This is a genomic window from Paeniclostridium hominis, assembly GCF_014306135.1.
Taxonomy (GTDB): Bacteria; Bacillota; Clostridia; order Peptostreptococcales; family Peptostreptococcaceae; genus Paraclostridium; species Paraclostridium hominis.
Map to the genome: position 1 here is coordinate 39,989 of NZ_JACRWD010000009.1, position 17,584 is coordinate 57,572.

The 17,584-nt window shown below is 28.7% G+C and carries 14 protein-coding genes, 2 rRNA genes and 1 other annotated feature; all 16 genes read right to left on the reverse strand.

All coding sequences use genetic code 11. From position 1 onward, the window contains the following. Positions 1–3 precede the first annotated feature (3 nt). Complete coding sequence (gene rlmB, locus H8891_RS13810; RefSeq protein WP_187006837.1) at positions 4–738, reverse strand: 23S rRNA (guanosine(2251)-2'-O)-methyltransferase RlmB; 735 nt, start codon at positions 736–738, stop codon at positions 4–6. Between the two features lie 12 nt (positions 739–750). Next, the gene (gene thyX, locus H8891_RS13815) at positions 751–1,509 is read right to left on the reverse strand and encodes an FAD-dependent thymidylate synthase (protein ID WP_187006838.1); all 759 of its coding nucleotides are present in this window, start codon (positions 1,507–1,509) and stop codon (positions 751–753) included. Between the two features lie 128 nt (positions 1,510–1,637). Further along, entirely contained in the window at positions 1,638–2,051 is a 414-nt protein-coding gene (locus H8891_RS13820; RefSeq protein ID WP_187006839.1) for a ribonuclease III domain-containing protein, read from the reverse strand. Then, positions 2,036–3,433: a cysteine--tRNA ligase gene (gene cysS / locus H8891_RS13825; protein ID WP_187006840.1), complete on the reverse strand. Its 1,398-nt coding sequence runs from the start codon at positions 3,431–3,433 to the stop codon at positions 2,036–2,038. Before cysS ends, H8891_RS13820 begins: the two co-directional genes overlap by 16 nt. A gap of 127 nt (positions 3,434–3,560) precedes the next feature. Next, entirely contained in the window at positions 3,561–3,725 is a 165-nt protein-coding gene (locus tag H8891_RS13830) for a hypothetical protein (protein WP_187006841.1), read from the reverse strand. 150 nt (positions 3,726–3,875) lie between these two features. Further along, complete coding sequence (gltX, locus tag H8891_RS13835) at positions 3,876–5,357, reverse strand: glutamate--tRNA ligase (RefSeq protein WP_187006842.1); 1,482 nt, start codon at positions 5,355–5,357, stop codon at positions 3,876–3,878. A 219-nt stretch (positions 5,358–5,576) separates the two neighbouring features. Further along, positions 5,577–7,292: a proline--tRNA ligase gene (locus H8891_RS13840; protein ID WP_187006843.1), complete on the reverse strand. Its 1,716-nt coding sequence runs from the start codon at positions 7,290–7,292 to the stop codon at positions 5,577–5,579. Positions 7,293–7,339: 47 nt separating this feature from the next. Then, positions 7,340–7,559: a binding site (T-box leader), on the reverse strand. 34 nt (positions 7,560–7,593) lie between these two features. Beyond that, a complete protein-coding gene (gene ispF / locus H8891_RS13845; RefSeq protein ID WP_187006844.1) occupies positions 7,594–8,079 on the reverse strand; it encodes a 2-C-methyl-D-erythritol 2,4-cyclodiphosphate synthase in 486 nt (161 codons plus the stop codon). 12 nt (positions 8,080–8,091) lie between these two features. After that, entirely contained in the window at positions 8,092–8,775 is a 684-nt protein-coding gene (ispD, locus tag H8891_RS13850; RefSeq protein WP_187006845.1) for a 2-C-methyl-D-erythritol 4-phosphate cytidylyltransferase, read from the reverse strand. Positions 8,776–8,888: 113 nt separating this feature from the next. Next, a complete protein-coding gene (locus tag H8891_RS13855; protein ID WP_147548159.1) occupies positions 8,889–9,974 on the reverse strand; it encodes a PIN/TRAM domain-containing protein in 1,086 nt (361 codons plus the stop codon). 87 nt (positions 9,975–10,061) lie between these two features. Then, positions 10,062–11,132, reverse strand: coding sequence for a DNA integrity scanning diadenylate cyclase DisA (gene disA, locus H8891_RS13860; RefSeq protein WP_147548160.1), 1,071 nt, complete (start codon positions 11,130–11,132; stop codon positions 10,062–10,064). A 2-nt stretch (positions 11,133–11,134) separates the two neighbouring features. Then, positions 11,135–12,514 (reverse strand): DNA repair protein RadA, encoded by a 1,380-nt coding sequence (gene radA, locus H8891_RS13865; RefSeq protein ID WP_147548161.1) that lies wholly within the window; start codon positions 12,512–12,514, stop codon positions 11,135–11,137. Positions 12,515–12,621: 107 nt separating this feature from the next. Beyond that, complete coding sequence (locus H8891_RS13870; RefSeq protein WP_187006846.1) at positions 12,622–14,931, reverse strand: ATP-dependent Clp protease ATP-binding subunit; 2,310 nt, start codon at positions 14,929–14,931, stop codon at positions 12,622–12,624. A gap of 161 nt (positions 14,932–15,092) precedes the next feature. Further along, complete coding sequence (locus tag H8891_RS13875) at positions 15,093–17,027, reverse strand: elongation factor G (RefSeq protein WP_187006847.1); 1,935 nt, start codon at positions 17,025–17,027, stop codon at positions 15,093–15,095. A 232-nt stretch (positions 17,028–17,259) separates the two neighbouring features. Then, positions 17,260–17,376 (reverse strand): 5S ribosomal RNA (gene rrf / locus H8891_RS13880). A gap of 79 nt (positions 17,377–17,455) precedes the next feature. After that, a 23S ribosomal RNA gene (locus H8891_RS13885) occupies positions 17,456–17,584 on the reverse strand; the annotation flags it as partial.

Consider the following 17,584-nt stretch of genomic DNA (forward strand, 5'->3'; position numbering starts at 1 on the left):
TACCTATTTAGAACCCATTCTTTGTTTGAATATTTCATATAAAAGAATGCTTCCTGCTACTGATGCATTTAAAGATGTAACATTTCCTACCATAGGCATCTTAACTGTAAAATCACAGTTCTTTTTAACTAGTCTTGATATACCAAAACCTTCACTTCCTATTACTAATCCTATTGGTCCTGTTAAGTTTTGTTCATAAAATGTTTGTCCATCCATATCCGCTGCTGCAATCCATAATCCATGCTCTTTTAATGTTTTTATTGTATTTACAATATTAGTTACTTTGCATACAGGAACATATTCAACTGCACCAGCAGATGCTTTAGCAACTGTTGGAGTTATGTGTACAGATCTTCTCTTTGGTATTATAACACCATGTGCTCCTACAGCATCAGCAGTTCTTATTATTGATCCTAAATTGTGAGGATCTGTTATTTCATCTAATATTATAAAAAATGGGTCTTCACCTTTATCTTTTACGCTATGAATTAACTCATCTAATTCATAGTATTTGTATTCACTTACATTAGCTATTACACCTTGATGTGAATGGCTTGTACTTATTTCATCTAATTTATTTCTGTCTACATATTGAATTACAATATTTTTTTCTTTCGCCATAGCTATAATCTTTTTTATAGAGCCTTCCTTTGCTCCATTAGCTATCATTATCTTATCTATCTCTCTGTCATTTTTTATAGCTTCTATAACTGGATTTCTTCCTTCTATATTTGCCAAACTCTTCACCGCCTATAAATTATTAAACTTTTCTCTTACTTGTGTAATGTTTCCACACGTCATTTTTCCTTCTGGACAAGGTCCTTTTATGCACTTAGGTCCTATATTCTTAAATAATATAGGTGCTATTTCTCTCACCTGTCTTAGCATTTCTACAGATAAATCTCTTATTTCCCATTGAGCTCTTTCACAACATCTATGGTTAAAGAAGTTATATAAACTTCTAGTATTCATAGTAAATACCATTTTCGTCTCACATGCATTAGGGAATACATATCTTGCATCTTCTATTGCTTTTTTCTCTGCATTTCTTTTAGCTTCTTTCTCATTTTTCCCACATTTTACTAAATTATTATAATGTTTCTCAAATAAGATATCTACTAACTTATCATAAGCTTCTTGATCTTTATTCATAGCATCTATAAATAATGCTTTTGCTTCCTCTATTTGTTCTATTTCAGGAGGAACTATATATTCAAATTGATTAAGTTTAACATATCTTTGACTTTGCTGTGAAAAGCTTGCTATACGATGTCTAACAATTTGATGAGAGCAACTTCTTGATATCCCCTCTACAGCAAATGTAAATGTAACATGTTCTAATGGAGATTCATGTCCTATATTTATTAACATATTTAAAAACTTCTCTACACTCTCGTCTGTTAAATTTTGTTCTATTTCATCTACTCCTACTGATGAGTAGCATAGCTTTGCAGCCATTGATATCACCTTTTCTGGGTCTGGTGTATGTGCTATTACTTTAACTTTCATAAGTATACCTCCTTAATAGTTTATTATATTATTATACCTTATTTTGTCTAAAAATGTAGTGTATCAAATAAATAGAATTGTTTGGCAATAAAAAGGAGCTATCCTCACTTAGAGATAGCTCCTTTTAATTACATACTCTCTTCTGTTATTTCAATTGCCTTTTGAATTACTTCCTTAAGTCTATCATAGTCTTTCTTCATATGAAGGTACCCTATTAAAGCCTCAAATCCTGTAGCATTTTTATAATCTATAATATCTGCATTTTTAGGTGTAGTATGAGATTTTTGGTTACGACCTCTTTTATATATCCTATGTTCTTCTTCTGTTAAGGAATCTTCTATCGTAAGAATTACATTAGCTTGTGCCTTAGCTTTAACATACTTTATTGCTGTCTTATGTAAATCATTAACTTTTTTATTTACATTCTTATTTATAAGATACTCTCTTATATATGATTCATATACAGTATCTCCTAAATAAGCAAGTACTAATGGTGATACTGTAGCTAAGTTTATATTTTCCATTATTACACCCTTTTCCATTTAGTTCCTTGTCTAGTATCTTCTAAAACAATACCCATATCTAATAATTTATTTCTTATTTCATCTGCTAAAGCAAAGTTTTTATTTTTCTTTGCATCAGTTCTATCTTGTATTAATTTTTCTATATCTGCATCTAAAACTTCATCTTGTTTTTTATTAACTATGTTTAATACATTAGTTAATTCTTCAAACTCTGATAAGCATTTTTTAGCAAATTCAATTGATGATTCTTCACTTACATTTGAATTTATAAATCTCGCTAATTCAAATATAGCACTTATAGCATCTGCTGTATTTATATCGTCATCCATAGCATCTATAAATTTATCTCTATATGAATCTAATTCTTTAACTAAAGCTTTTTCATTTTCTTTTATATTCTCATCTTTTAAATTACTTAAAGTAAATTCTAATTTTTCTTTAGTATTATATAATCTTTCAAGACCTGCTTTTGCTTGTGATAACATTTCATCGCTAAAGTTTACTGGATTTCTATAATGAGCAGATAGCATAAAGAATCTTACTACTTCTAAATCATATTTGTCAGCAATATCTCTTACTGTAAAGAAATTGCCTTTAGACTTACTCATTTTTTCATTATTTATATTTATATATCCATTATGTATCCAGTAATTAGAGAATGTTTTTCCACTTCTTGCTTCACTTTGAGCTATTTCATTTTCATGATGTGGGAATGCTAAATCTTGTCCTCCAGCATGTATATCTATAGTATCTCCTAAATATCTCTTAGACATTACTGAACATTCAATATGCCAACCTGGTCTACCTACACTCCATGGACTTTCCCATCCTGGCTCTCCTTCTTTTCTTGGTTTCCATAAAACGAAATCCATTGGATGTCTTTTTTGAGAGTTTACTTCTATTCTTGCTCCAGCTTCTAAATCTTCTTGATTTTGCTTAGAAAGTTTTCCATACCCTTCAAATTTTTGAGTATCAAAATATACTTCTCCATTTACTTCATAAGCATATCCTTTTTCTTCTAACTCTTTTATGAACTCTATTATTTCATTTATATTTTCTGTAACTCTTGGATGTACTGTAGCTCTTTTTATCCCTAAACCATCTGCATCCTTGAAATATTCATCTATGTACTTATTAGCAACTTGTTCAGGAGTTATTCCTTCTTCATTACTTCTTTTTATTATTTTATCATCAACATCTGTAAAGTTTTGAATATATGTTACATCATATCCTCTATACTCTAAGTATCTTCTAAATGTATCAAATATTATAAATGGTCTAGCATTTCCTATGTGGAAAAAGTTATAAACTGTAGGTCCACAAACATACATCTTTACCTTTCCTTCTTCTATTGGAACAAATTCTTCTTTTGTTCTAGTTAACGTATTGTATAACTTCATACTATTCACCTCACTATTTTATTTATATTCTAAATCTAACTATTATAATCTATTATAATTTATATTCTCTTTAATTAATAGTACTACTATTATACCCGCTTGTATTCCTAAAGAAACTATTTATATTTTATAGTTTTTTAGTTATTTCTAAAAAATTCATTTTATTTAATACACATTTTTGATACAAATCTTTATTGATAATTTTATCATCTTTCATCTTATTAAGTATATTTATATAGTCTTCACAAAGTTGACTTAACTCCCCCTTTATATCTTTAATATCTATACTCATACAATCCTCCTAAAAATATACATTTAAAATATAACTATTTAACATATATTAAGTTTATATATATAAAATCCCTCTATTTTTGTATGTATAATCTTTCTTCAAAAACTTACATAAATAAAACCCATCTTTTATTAAGACGGGTTTTTATAATTATAATAAGTTTTCTTTTACATATTTTATTCTATTTAAACAAGTTTCTTTACCTATAACAGCAGCTGCCTTTGGTAAATCTGGACCATGCATTTGTCCTGTTAATATAACTCTTGTTCCCATGAATAAGTTTTTACCTTTTATTCCATGCTCTTTTTGTATTTCTTTGAACATAGCCTTAAAGAACTCTTCACTTATTTCATCTGCAGCAGTTATTTTTTCTTCTAAAGCATTTATTAAAGTTGGTATATGCTCTAATTTTAAGAATTCAGCACACTCTTCAGTTTCCAATTTAACTTCATCACCAAAGAATATATTAACATGATCTGTTATTTCTTTTACATATTGTAATTTTTCTTTAACAACAGAAACCATACCTTTTACAAAATCATATCTATTTGTAACATCTTCTTCTGTTATATATCCAGCTTCTATTAAAAATGGTATAGCTAAATCTGTTATATACTCATCTGAAGCTTCTTTTATATAGTGTTGGTTAACCCAGTTTAATTTATCTGTATCAAATACTCCACCACTCTTAGACACTCTTTCAACTGAGAAATGCTCTTCTAATTCTTTCATTGTGAATAACTCTTGGTTATCTTCTGGTGACCATCCAACTAGTGCAACATAGTTAACTAGACCTTCTGGTAAGTATCCTTTTTTCTTGAAGTCTTCTACTGCAACATCTCCATGTCTTTTACTTAATTTTTTCTTTTCCTTATTAAGTATGTTTGGAAGGTGTACAAAAGTAGGAGCTTCCCATCCAAATGCTTCATATAAGTATACATGCTTTGGAGTTGATGATATCCATTCTTCTCCTCTTATAACGTGTGTTATTTTCATCATATGGTCGTCCACTACAACTGCAAAGTGATATGTAGGGAACCCATCTGTTTTTATTAATACTTGATCATCTAACTCATCAGTATTAAATTCAGTTTCTCCTCTTACTAAATCAGTGAACTTTATCACATGATTTTCTGGTAATTTTAATCTTATTACATATTCTTCACCAGCAGCTAATTTAGCTTCAACCTCTTCTTTTGATAAGTTTCTACAATGACCATCATATTTTGGAGTTTCTCCAGCTTCTTTTTGCTTTTCTCTTACTTCATCTAATCTTTCTTTTGAACAGAAGCAATAGTATGCTTTTCCACTATCTAGTAATTGTTGTATATAATCTTTGTATATATCTAATCTTTCTGATTGTATATATGGTCCATATTCTCCAACTTGAGTTACTTCTTTATTCTCGTCTAATATAACACCTTCTGTATGGTTAACACCAGCCCATGCCATAGCTTCTAACATGTTTTCTATTGCACCATCAACAAGTCTTGTTCTATCAGTATCTTCAACTCTTAATATGTATTCTCCACCCATTCTCTTTGCAAATAAGTAGTTATATAAAGCCGTTCTTAAACTACCTATATGTACAAATCCAGTAGGACTTGGAGCAAATCTTACTCTAACACTCATAATCTTACCTCCTAAGTTTTGTTCTATTTATTATAATACCAAATTTATCCCATATTTATAATATAATTTTGCACAATTATATTTTTAAATACTATAATTTATTTTAATTTTTTCCTGTGGATAATTTGATTTTTATATAAAATTAAATAGTATATATATCCACATTTTATTAAAAATGTTAATAATTTAGTGGATTATATATACTATCTAAGTTTTAAACTATCCTAATTTAACTTCATTCTTTACAAATTCAGCTTTTATCTTGTCAGTTATTTCATCTAAAGATATTAATTCTTTTTCTGATTCACTTCTTAATTTAAATTCTACTTTTCCATCAGTTATATCTTTACCTACTGTAATTCTCATAGGTATACCTATTAATTCAGAGTCCTTAAACTTAACTCCTACTCTTTCATCTCTATCATCTAGTAATACTTCTACTCCCATAGAAAGTAATTCATTGTATATCTTTTCAGCGGCTTCCATTTGCTCTGCTTTCTTAACATTTACTGGAACTACAACTACATGATATGGAGCTATAGCTAAAGGCCATATTATACCATTTTCATCATTGTGTTGTTCTATTACAGCCGCGGCAGTTCTTTCAACTCCTATACCATAACATCCCATAACTATTGGTTTACTTTTTCCGTCTTTGTCTATGAAGTTTGCACCCATAGTTTCAGAATACTTAGTTCCTAATTTGAATATATGACCAACTTCAACTCCTCTAGCTATTTCAAGTGGAGCTCCACAACATGTACACTTATCTCCTTCTTGTACATTTCTGAAATCTCCAACTACACCATCAAAGTCTCTACCAAAGTTAGCATTTCTTATATGATAGTCTGTTTTATTTCCACCTACACCGATATTGCTTTGTTCTGCTACTTCTTTATCTATGAATATATAGTCAGCTTTCATTCCTATAGGTCCTGCAAATCCAACTTCTGCATTAGTTAACTCTTTTACAACTTCTTCTCTAGCTAAGTCAAATTCTATAACTTCACCTATAGCATTAGCTACTTTAACTTCATTAACATCTCTATCTCCTCTTACTAAAACAACAACTGTTTTTCCGTCAGCTTCATATATTAAAGTTTTAGCAAAAGTATCTGCTGTAGTGTTAAAGAATTCGCATAATTGTTCTATAGTAGTTACTCCTGGAGTATGAACTGGCTCTAATTCTCTCATTTCTTCTTTAGCTTTTAAATCATTCACTGAATGAGCTTTTTCTATATTAGCTGCATAATCACATCCACTACAGAATACTATTTCATCTTCTCCAACAGGAGACTTAACCATAAATTCTGCTGAAGTAGATCCACCTATAGCTCCTGAATCAGCTTGAACAGGGCTGTTCTCTAAGTCACATCTTCTAAATATTTCTGTATATGCATCATACATATCTTGATATGACTTGTCTAATCCTGCTTCATCAACGTCAAAGCTGTATGCATCCTTCATTGTGAAAGATTTAGTTCTCATAACTCCAAATCTTGGTCTTCTTTCATCTCTATATTTAGTTTGTATTTGATATAAGTTTAAAGGTAATTGCTTATATGATGTAACATCTTGTCTTATTATATCTGTGAAAACTTCCTCATGTGTTGGTCCTAAGCAGTAATCTCTATTATTTCTGTCTTTTAATCTAAACATTTCTGCTCCCATTACATCCCATCTTCCAGACTCTTGCCATAATTCAGCTGGGATTAATGCTGAACATAATATCTCTTGACATCCTTTTTTATTTAACTCTTCTCTTATTATGTTTTCTATTTTTTTGAAAACTCTTATTCCCATAGGTAATTGATTATATACCCCTGATGACATTTTCTTTATCATACCAGCCCTCATCATTAATTGATGACTTGTTATTTCTGCATCTGCTGGAACCTCTCTTAAAGTAGGCATAAACATCTTTGACATTTTCATAATATTGTTCCTCCTATTTTTATAATAAAAAAACCTTTCATCTCTATTATAGAGACGAAAGGTTATATTTCCGCGGTACCACTCTAGTTAATCAATATACTTTTTATATTGATTCTCTTTATAGGATATAACGGTCCTTACCGTAAGAACTTTTTACCGTTCTTAAGCTCTGAGATTGGTTCAAAAACTTATTTTTAGAAGCTCTCACCTAATACTTCTTCTCTGTAAAAAACTCTATTTTTTACTATTTCTCTTCTTAGCTTTTTAATTCTAAAATTTATTTATTATAATTTTATAGTAATTATTTAATATTGTCAATCTTAACTAATAAACATATACTTTGTGCTGATATACCTTCTTTGTTTCCTGTGAAACCAAGCCCTTCTTCTGTAGTTGCTTTAACATTTATATTGTCTATATCTGTATTTAATACTTTTGCTATATTAGCTCTCATAGTTTGTATATGAGGTGCCATCTTTGGTGCTTGAGCTATTATCGTAGCATCTAAATTTCCTATAGCATATCCCTTTTCTTTTATTAAATTATATACAAATTCTAATAATTTCATACTATCTGCACCTTTATATTTTTCATCTGTGTCAGGGAAGTGCTTACCTATATCTCCAAGAGCTAATGCTCCTAATATTGAGTCCATTATTGCATGAAGTAATACATCTGCATCAGAGTGACCTAACAAACCTTTTTCATGTTGTATTTCAACTCCACCTAATATTAGCTTTCTATTTTCAACTAACTTATGAACATCATAACCCATTCCAACTCTCATAATTATCCTCCGTTAATTTTTATTTTTTAATATTTGTTCTCCAACTTTTAAATCTTCTGGTGTCGTTATTTTTATATTATCATATGACCCTTCTACCATCTTAACATTATATCCTATTCGTTCTACTAACATTGCATCATCTGTACCGTAATAATTACCATTATATGCATCTTCATATGCTTTTGCTATAATATCATACTTAAAAACTTGAGGAGTTTGCACAGACCATAAAAAATTTCTATTTGGAGTATCTATAATATTTCCATCTTCACTAACCATTTTTATAGTATCTTTAACTTTAACCCCTACAACCACTGCATTATGTTTTTTAGCTTCTTCTATAGAATTTTTTATTATATCACCTGTTACAAAAGGTCTTGCTCCATCATGAACAAGAATTACATCACAATTATTATTAAGCTTCTTTATTCCATTATAAACAGAATCTTGTCTCTCATTTCCTCCATATGCAATTTTTATATTATCAAATCCATATTTATTTATAACATTATCTATGAAGTACTTCTCCTCTTCTTCTTTTATAACTACAACTATATCATCTATATTATCATTATTGTAAAACTTATCTATAGTATGTGCTATAATTTCCTTGCCATTTAACTTTATAAACTGTTTATTTATATCTTTTTTCATTCTACTTCCAGTTCCTGCAGCTACAACTATAACCCCATTCATATTATCACCTCTTTAGTAACCTAAACTAATTTATATATATTTTAACATATGGGATTAAATAAATATTTATTAAAATTAAAAAGCCTTCAGATTTGACTTCTGAAGACTTTTTTTTAATCTACTTTAGGTTTTCCAAATATCATTCTTCCTGCTGGTGTTTGTAATACAGATGTAACTAAAACTCTTATAGTTTCTCCCATATATTTCTTTCCACCATCAACTACAATCATAGTACCATCATCTAGGTATGCAATTCCTTGATTTGATTCTTTACCTTCTTTAACAACTTGTACTATCATATGTTCACCTGGTATTGCTACTGGTTTAATTGCATTAGCTAATTCGTTTATATTAAGAACTTCAACACCTTGAACTTGAGCTACTTTATTTAAGTTATAATCATTAGTAACAACTTTACCTCCAAGAGTTTCCGCTAACTTTAATAATTTTGCATCAACTTCTGCTATATCATCAAAATCTTTATTGCTTATTTCAACTTCTATGTTTAATTCTTTTTGTATTATGTTAAGTATATCTAAACCTCGTCTACCTCTAACTCTCTTTAAGTCATCAGACGAATCTGCTATATGTCTTAACTCATCTAATACAAAAGTTGGAATTACAATTTTACCTTCTATAAATCCAGTTTGGCATATTTCAGCAATTCTACCATCTATAATAACACTAGTGTCTAAAACCTTAGGTGGTATACTTTTTTCCTTCTTAATGTTTTTATCTTTAATTGGTGCTAATTTTGTTAGTTTATTTAAGTTAAATATGTCATCTTTACTCTTTAATGCAACTCTAATTCCTAGATATCCTAAGAATACATATGTAAATAATGATAATAAATTACCTACTATAGGTATCTTAAGTGATAGTATCAATTGACTTACTAAATAAGCTATAACAAGTCCCACTATTAACCCTATAGTCCCTAATATTATATCAGTTTGAGGATATTTAGATATTTCTCTATCCATATCTTTAGCTAATTTCCTAGATCTATTCATAATCCAAGGTCCCATCATATAGAAAATGCAACCTAGTACTAAACCAACAACTATAGAAATTATAAAGGTGTATAGTTCAGATCCAAAAGAAAGATTAGGAAAGTTTTGAGCTGCTGATATGTATGTTGTCATACCTACTGCAAATCCTAAGATTCCTATTATTGCTCTTATTATCTTCGATAACAAATTTTCACCCCCTATATTTTTTCCTTAATATTTTTTTATTATAATCAAACTACTAATTATATTCAAGAACAAACTTATATCAATATTTTATATATGTCTATCTATAAGTGATAATTCTTGCATTTTTATAAGTCCATTTTTTATATATTTTGCCCTTATTTCTCCTATTCCCTCAACATCATCTAAATCTTCTATTGAGGCATTAAGTATATCTTGAAAATCTTCAAAATAGTTCACTAAATTTTCTATTATAGTGCTAGGTAATCTATGTATTTTATTTAAAATTCTATAACCTCTAGGTCTTATTGGCATATCCATACTTTCTGAGAATCCAGTATATCCAATCATTTTAGCTATATTAGCTAAATCTAATAACTCTTCTGATGACAATGATATAATTTTTTTCTTAAATTCACTTAAAGTCATATCATTTCTTTGATAATCTTTTAGTATTTGGTTTTGATCTATTTTGGTAGTTCCCATTAGTTCATCAACCTGCATACTTATAAGCATACCTTCAACACCTAGTTCTACTATATACTTTTCGATTATATTTGTAACTCTCATAACCATTTCTATTTTTTGAACTACAAGTACAACATCATATAAAGTTACCAAATCTTTAAATTCCAATGCATTTAAACTTATGATAGCTTGGTCTAAAACTGATTTGTATTTTTCTAAGGTTTGTAATGCTTGATTAGCTTTAGTAAAAATCTTTGATATGTCATCAATTACATATTTTTTATCACCTTGATACACAGTTATTACATTTCTTCTTTGTGATATTGCAATTACTATACCACCAGTTTGTTTAGCAACTCTTTCAGCTGTTCTATGTCTAGTTCCTGTTTCTCCAGTTTCAATCGAATAATCTGGTATAAGCTGAGCATTTGCATATAGTATCTTTTTTATATCTCCACTTAATACTATAGCTCCATCCATTTTTGCAAGCTCATATAAATATGCAGGTGAGTAATCTGCATTTATGTTAAAGCCTCCATCTACAATTTTCATAACTTCATCACTATCAGCTATAACTATAAGTCCTCCTGTTTTAGCTTTTAATACATGGTCTATTCCTATTCTAAGACTTGTACCAGGAGATATCATTTTTAATGTGGTAATTGCTTTTTTTCCACTAAAAAAATCATCCATTATTATCTATTCCCCCCTAATACTATATTTATAGCTTGTCTTACACTATCTACTGGACAAATTTCTATATCTTTTATATCTTTAACTGCTTCATAATTACTCTTTGGTATAACAATTTTAGTAAATCCTAATTTCTTGCATTCTGCTATTCTTTTTTCTATAAAACTTACAGCTCTTATTTCTCCAGTTAGTCCAACTTCCCCAGTTATAGCCACAGTACCATCTATTGGTATATTTCTGAAACTAGAAGCTATAGACATAACAATTCCTAAGTCTATAGATGGTTCATTAACTTTTAGTCCTCCAACAACATTTATATATACATCCTGATTTTGTATTTGCATACCAACACGTTTTTCTAGAACTGCCATAAGTAAAGATACTCTATTATAATCTACTCCTGTTGCTGTTCTTTTTGGTATACCAAAACTAGTTGGTGAAACTAAAGCTTGAAGTTCTAATAGCATTGGTCTGGTCCCTTCAACTGTAGATATAATTACTGATCCTGCAACATCTTTTGGTTTTTCAGCTATAAGTATTTTTGATGGATTTTCTAACTCTATTAATCCAAGTTCTCTCATCTCAAAGACTCCTAGTTCATTTGTAGATCCAAATCTATTTTTTACAGCTCTTATTAATCTATATGTATTAAATCTTTCTCCTTCAAAATACAGGACTGTATCGACCATATGCTCTAAAACTTTAGGTCCTGCCAATGAACCTTCCTTAGTTACATGTCCAACCACAAAGGTAGATATACCCATTTTTTTAGAAATTTTCATAAATCTTGATGTACCTTCTTTTATTTGACTTACAGTACCTGGAGCAGATGTAATCTCGGGACTAAAAACAGTTTGTATAGAGTCAACAATTATTAAATCTGGATTAACACTTTCTAAGTGAGCTTCTATTATACTTAGATTATTTTCAGCGAATATATATAAATTATCGGACTGTATTCCTAGCCTTTGAGCCCTCATTTTTATTTGAGATGCAGATTCTTCCCCTGATATGTATAAAACTTTTTTCCCACTATTAGCTACGTTACTTGCAACTTGTATAAGTAATGTAGATTTCCCTATACCAGGATCTCCACCAACTAAAACTAAAGATCCTTTAACTACTCCTCCACCTAAAACTCTATCTAATTCATTTATACAAGTTGAGAATCTTTGTTCCTTTATCGTTTCTATAGAATTTATATTTAAAGGTCTAGATGATGATTTATCTATAACAAATACTTCTTTGTTAGACTTAGAACGTTTATCTTCTATTTCTTCAACAAAAGTATTCCATTTACTACACTCTGGACATTTTCCTAGCCATTTGCTATTTTCATATCCACATTCTTGACACACATATTTAGTTTTTATTTTCGCCATTTATAAACTCACCCTTATGTAATTTTTTATTCTAATATTAATTTTAACATATATAATACTTAATATGTTAAATTTATAGTGTAAAGGAGCTTATTTAAGCTCCTTTGTTATCTATTCTTTAAATTAGGTTCAAATACTATCTTTTCATTTACCATCTTCGCAATAATATAATCACCTTTTTTTATATTTTCACTCAAAATATTCTCTGATAAACTATCTTCTAATTCTTTTTGTATAACTCTCTTTAATGGTCTAGCTCCATATTCCAAATCTATTCCATATTTAGCTATAAATTTTATCACAGTTTCTTCTATATCTAATTCTATATCCATTTTTTTTAGTCTTTTTATTAAATCTTTAGTCATGATTTTTACTATATCATATAAATTATCTAAACTTAGTTTGTGGAATACTACTATATCATCTATTCTATTTATAAATTCTGGTCTAAATCTAATTTTGACTTCTTCCATTATTTTATCTTTCATATCATTATAATTTTCTTCTTTTATTTTGCTTTCATTATTTCCAATTGAAAAGCCTGTTTTTCTTTGATTTGATATAGATGTAGCTCCTAAATTTGATGTCATTATTATTATGGTATTTTTAAAATCTACAGTTCTTCCTTTAGAATCAGTTAATCTTCCTTCATCTAGTATCTGTAATAATATATTAAATATATCTTCATGAGCTTTTTCTATCTCATCAAATAAAACTACTGAATATGGATGACTTCTTACGCTTTCAGTTAACTGACCTCCGTCATCATGCCCTATATATCCTGGAGGAGATCCTATTAATCTTGATACGGAATGTTTCTCCATATACTCTGACATATCTATTCTAACTATTTTATCTTCATTTCCAAAGTGACTTTCAGCTAAAGCTTTACACAATTCAGTTTTTCCAACACCGGTTGGCCCTAAGAATAAAAATGAACCTATTGGTTTTTTAGGATCTTTAATTCCTGATCTAGATCTTCTTATAGCTTTTGATATAGCTTTTATAGCTTCATTTTGACCTATAACTCTCTCTTGTAATATATCTTCTAAATTTAATAACTTGTTACCTTCAGATTTAACTATTTTACTTATAGGTATACCAGTCCATAATTCTACTACTTCTGAAACTATATTACTATCAACTATTCTTTTACCTTTTTTCGATTTAAATTTATTAATGCTAACCCTTGATGCAGATTCATCTATAATATCTACAGCTTTATCTGGTAAGTATCTATCAGTTATATATCTACTTGATAATTCTACAGCTTGTTTTATTGCATCATCTGTTATTTTTACATTATGGTGTTTTTCGTATTTATTCTTCAAACCATTTAATATTTTTATAGCATCCTCTTTTGTTGGCTCTTCAACTATTATTGGTTGTAGTCTTCTTTCTAATGCTACATCTTTTTCTATATTTTTTCTATATTCATCTATAGTTGTAGCTCCTATAACCTGAATATCACCTCTAGATAATACTGGTTTCAGTATATTAGATGCATCCATAGGATTTTCACCTGTAGCTCCAGCTCCTACTATAGTGTGTATTTCATCTATAAATAATATAATTTCTTTGGCATTAATAGCCTCATCAATTATTTTTTTTATTCTTTCTTCAAATTCACCTCTATATTTAGCTCCTGCAAGTACTCCTGATATATCTAAGTTGTATATAATCTTGTTTTCTAATGATTTTGGCACATCTTTTTCTTCTATTTTTATAGCTAATCCCTCAATTATTGCTGTTTTACCAACTCCTGGATCTCCAATTACTACAGGATTATTCTTTGTTCTTCTACTTAAAACTTGAATTATTCTTTGAACTTCTTTTTCTCTGCCAATTAAAGGATCAATTTTATTATTCTTTGCATTATCATTTAAATTTATAGCATACTTTTCTAATGTAGATATTTTAAGTTTATCCTTTTTCTTGTCTTCAATATCTATTTGATTTACTATTAATTCTATACTATCATCTATATCTATATACTCTTTTATAGATTTCTCTAATAGTTGTTTATCTATACCGCTTTTCTTCAATATCTTAATTGCTATACTATCTTCTTCTTGTGAAAGTGCTAATAGTATATGTTCAGTATCTATCAGTTTATTTTTTGATTTATTTAGAAAAATAATTGATTTATCTAATATACTTCTGCTTCTAGGACTTAAAAAAATATCATCTGTATTATCATTTATGCCTATTCCGTATATATCTACAATCTGTTTACTTACTACTTCTGATTCAATACCTAGTCTAATTAAAATCTTAGAAGCTATACCTTCTTCCACTTTAATTAGGCCTAATAGTATATGTTCAGTTCCTACAACACTATGCCCTAAATCCTTTGCACACTTTATAGATATATCTATTACTTTTTGAGCTTTTTTAGTAAATTTATCAAAATACAATATCGTCCCCCCTTGCCTAAAAATATTAGATATATATTTATACTATATGCACCATTAGACTTTATTGCTTCATTGTATTAATTTTTATACTTAATTTTTTAAGGCTGAATAAATAATAAGTAAAAAATAAGGTTCTAGATATATATCTAGAACCTTATTTTTTACTTATTATTTGCACTTAATATTATTTTTTGTGCAATTTGTGTAGGTACTTCTTCATACTTATCTAATTCCATTTCAAAATAACCTCTTCCTTGTGTCATTGCTCTTAAATCTATAGCATATTTAAAAGTTTCTGCTTGAGGTGCATTTGCATATATAATTTGTTTTCCATTTTCAATTGGCTCCATACCCAATATTCTTCCACGCTTTTTATTTATATCACCCATTACATCACCCATATATTCATCTGGGACAACTATTGTTAATTTCATTATAGGTTCTAATAATATAGGATTAGCTTGTTCCATACCTTTTTTAAAGGCTATGCTAGCTGCTAATTTAAATGCCATTTCAGATGAATCTACATCATGATAAGAACCATCATAAAGAGTAACTTTTATATTTGTAACTGGATATCCTGCAAGTATACCTTTATTCATAGATTCCCTTATACCTTTTTCTACTGCAGGTATATACTGTTTAGGTACAGAACCTCCAAATATATCTTCTTCAAATTCAAAATCCTTTTGAGATCTTTCAAACTTTATCTTAACATCGCCATATTGTCCATGTCCGCCAGATTGTTTTTTATGTTTTCCTTGAACATCAGAACTTCCTTTTATCGTTTCTCTATATGCTACTTTTAAATCATATAATTCAACGTCCAGACCAAATTTTTCTTTCATTTTGGATTTAGCTATATTTATATGAAGTTCACCTTGCCCTCCAATTAAAACTTGCTTAGTTTCTACATTTCTACTCCAAGTTATGGTTGGGTCTTCTTCAGATATTTTATTTAATACAATACTAATCTTATCTTCATCACCTTTATTTTTAGGCTGTACTGCAAAATATATTTGTGGTTTTGGAAGATTTATAAAATTATCTGCATTTTCATTTTGATTCGTTGATATACTATCTCCTGTCTGAAGAGAATTAACTTTAGTTATAATTACAACATCACCAGCTTTTGCTGTCTTTAATTCTATCAACTCTCCATTTTTCATAGTATATATATTATAAATTTTTTCTTTTATAGACTTATTGAGATTGTAAATATCCATATCTTTATTTAATTCACCTTGTAAAATCTTAACATATGACATTTTGCCTATAAAAGGATCTACCATAGTTTTAAATATAGAACCTTTTAGATTCTTGCTATCATCAATATATTTAGGTTTTAAATATGTTGATAAAATATTTAAAATTTCCACAGTACCTATATTATTTATAGTTGATCCACACACAACAGGTATTATATCTCCATTTTGTATTCCTAATGTTATACCTTTTTGTATATCTTCATTCGTTAATTCTTCTCCACTAAAATACTTTTCCAACAACTCATCATCTGATTCAGCTATTAGTTCCATCAAACTTTCTTTTATGTTTTCTGCTTCGATTTTAAAATCATTACATAAACCTGACATATCCTCAAATATGTTATGTAATTTTATAAACTTGTTGTCTTCATATACTGGCATATACATAGGTACTATCTTGTTACTATATTTTTGTCTTAGCTCTTCTATTAAATTTTTATATATAGATTTTTCACTATCTATTTTATTAATAAATATAAGTTTAGGTATAGATTTTTCGGTAAGTTCTAAAGCTTTCTCTGTTCCTACTTGAATGCTAGTAGTAGCATCAATTACAATTATAGCTGCATCACTTGCACTTATTGATGATATAACATCCCCTGTAAAATCAGAGTACCCTGGAGTATCTAATAAGTTATATTTGTAATCTTTGAATTCTATAGGAACTAAATTCATGCTATATGTCATATTAATCTTATCAGTTAATTTAGGCATTTTATTTGTAGTTTTAGAAGTATAAGCCATTGCGTCAATTAAGTTTGTCTTTCCACACCCGCTATGACCTAATATAGCTACACTTCTCAGCATATTACTATTATATACCTTCATATTTAAGCACCTACCTCATATCATTTTTATAATTTATATGCAACTAATATAAGGCTTTATGTGCGATTATTTTAAAAATATTAATACTTAATTTATAAACCCCTCATTGTTTAACGTGAAACATTAATTAGAAATTATATCAAATTAATAATTTACATTAAAATAAAAATAGTTCTAACTATTATTTTATTTTAAAATAATAGTTAGAACTATCTTAAAAATAAAAAAGATTACGTGGCTACGTCCTACTCTCCCAGGCAGCTTCCCACCAAGTACCATCGGCGCTAAAGAGCTTAACTTCTGTGTTCGGAATGGGAACAGGTGTATCCTCTTTGCTATAATAACCACATAATCTTTAAGAGATTAATATCTATTTAGTTAGAGTTAGTACTCTAAAAACTGAATAACATTTGTAAGATTAAATAATCTTGGTCAAGTCCTCGATCTATTAGTATCAATAAGCTACATACATTACTGTACTTCCACCTTTGACCTATCAACCAGGTAGTCTTCCTGGGATCTTACCCTTACGGTGGGAAATCTTATCTTGAAGTTGG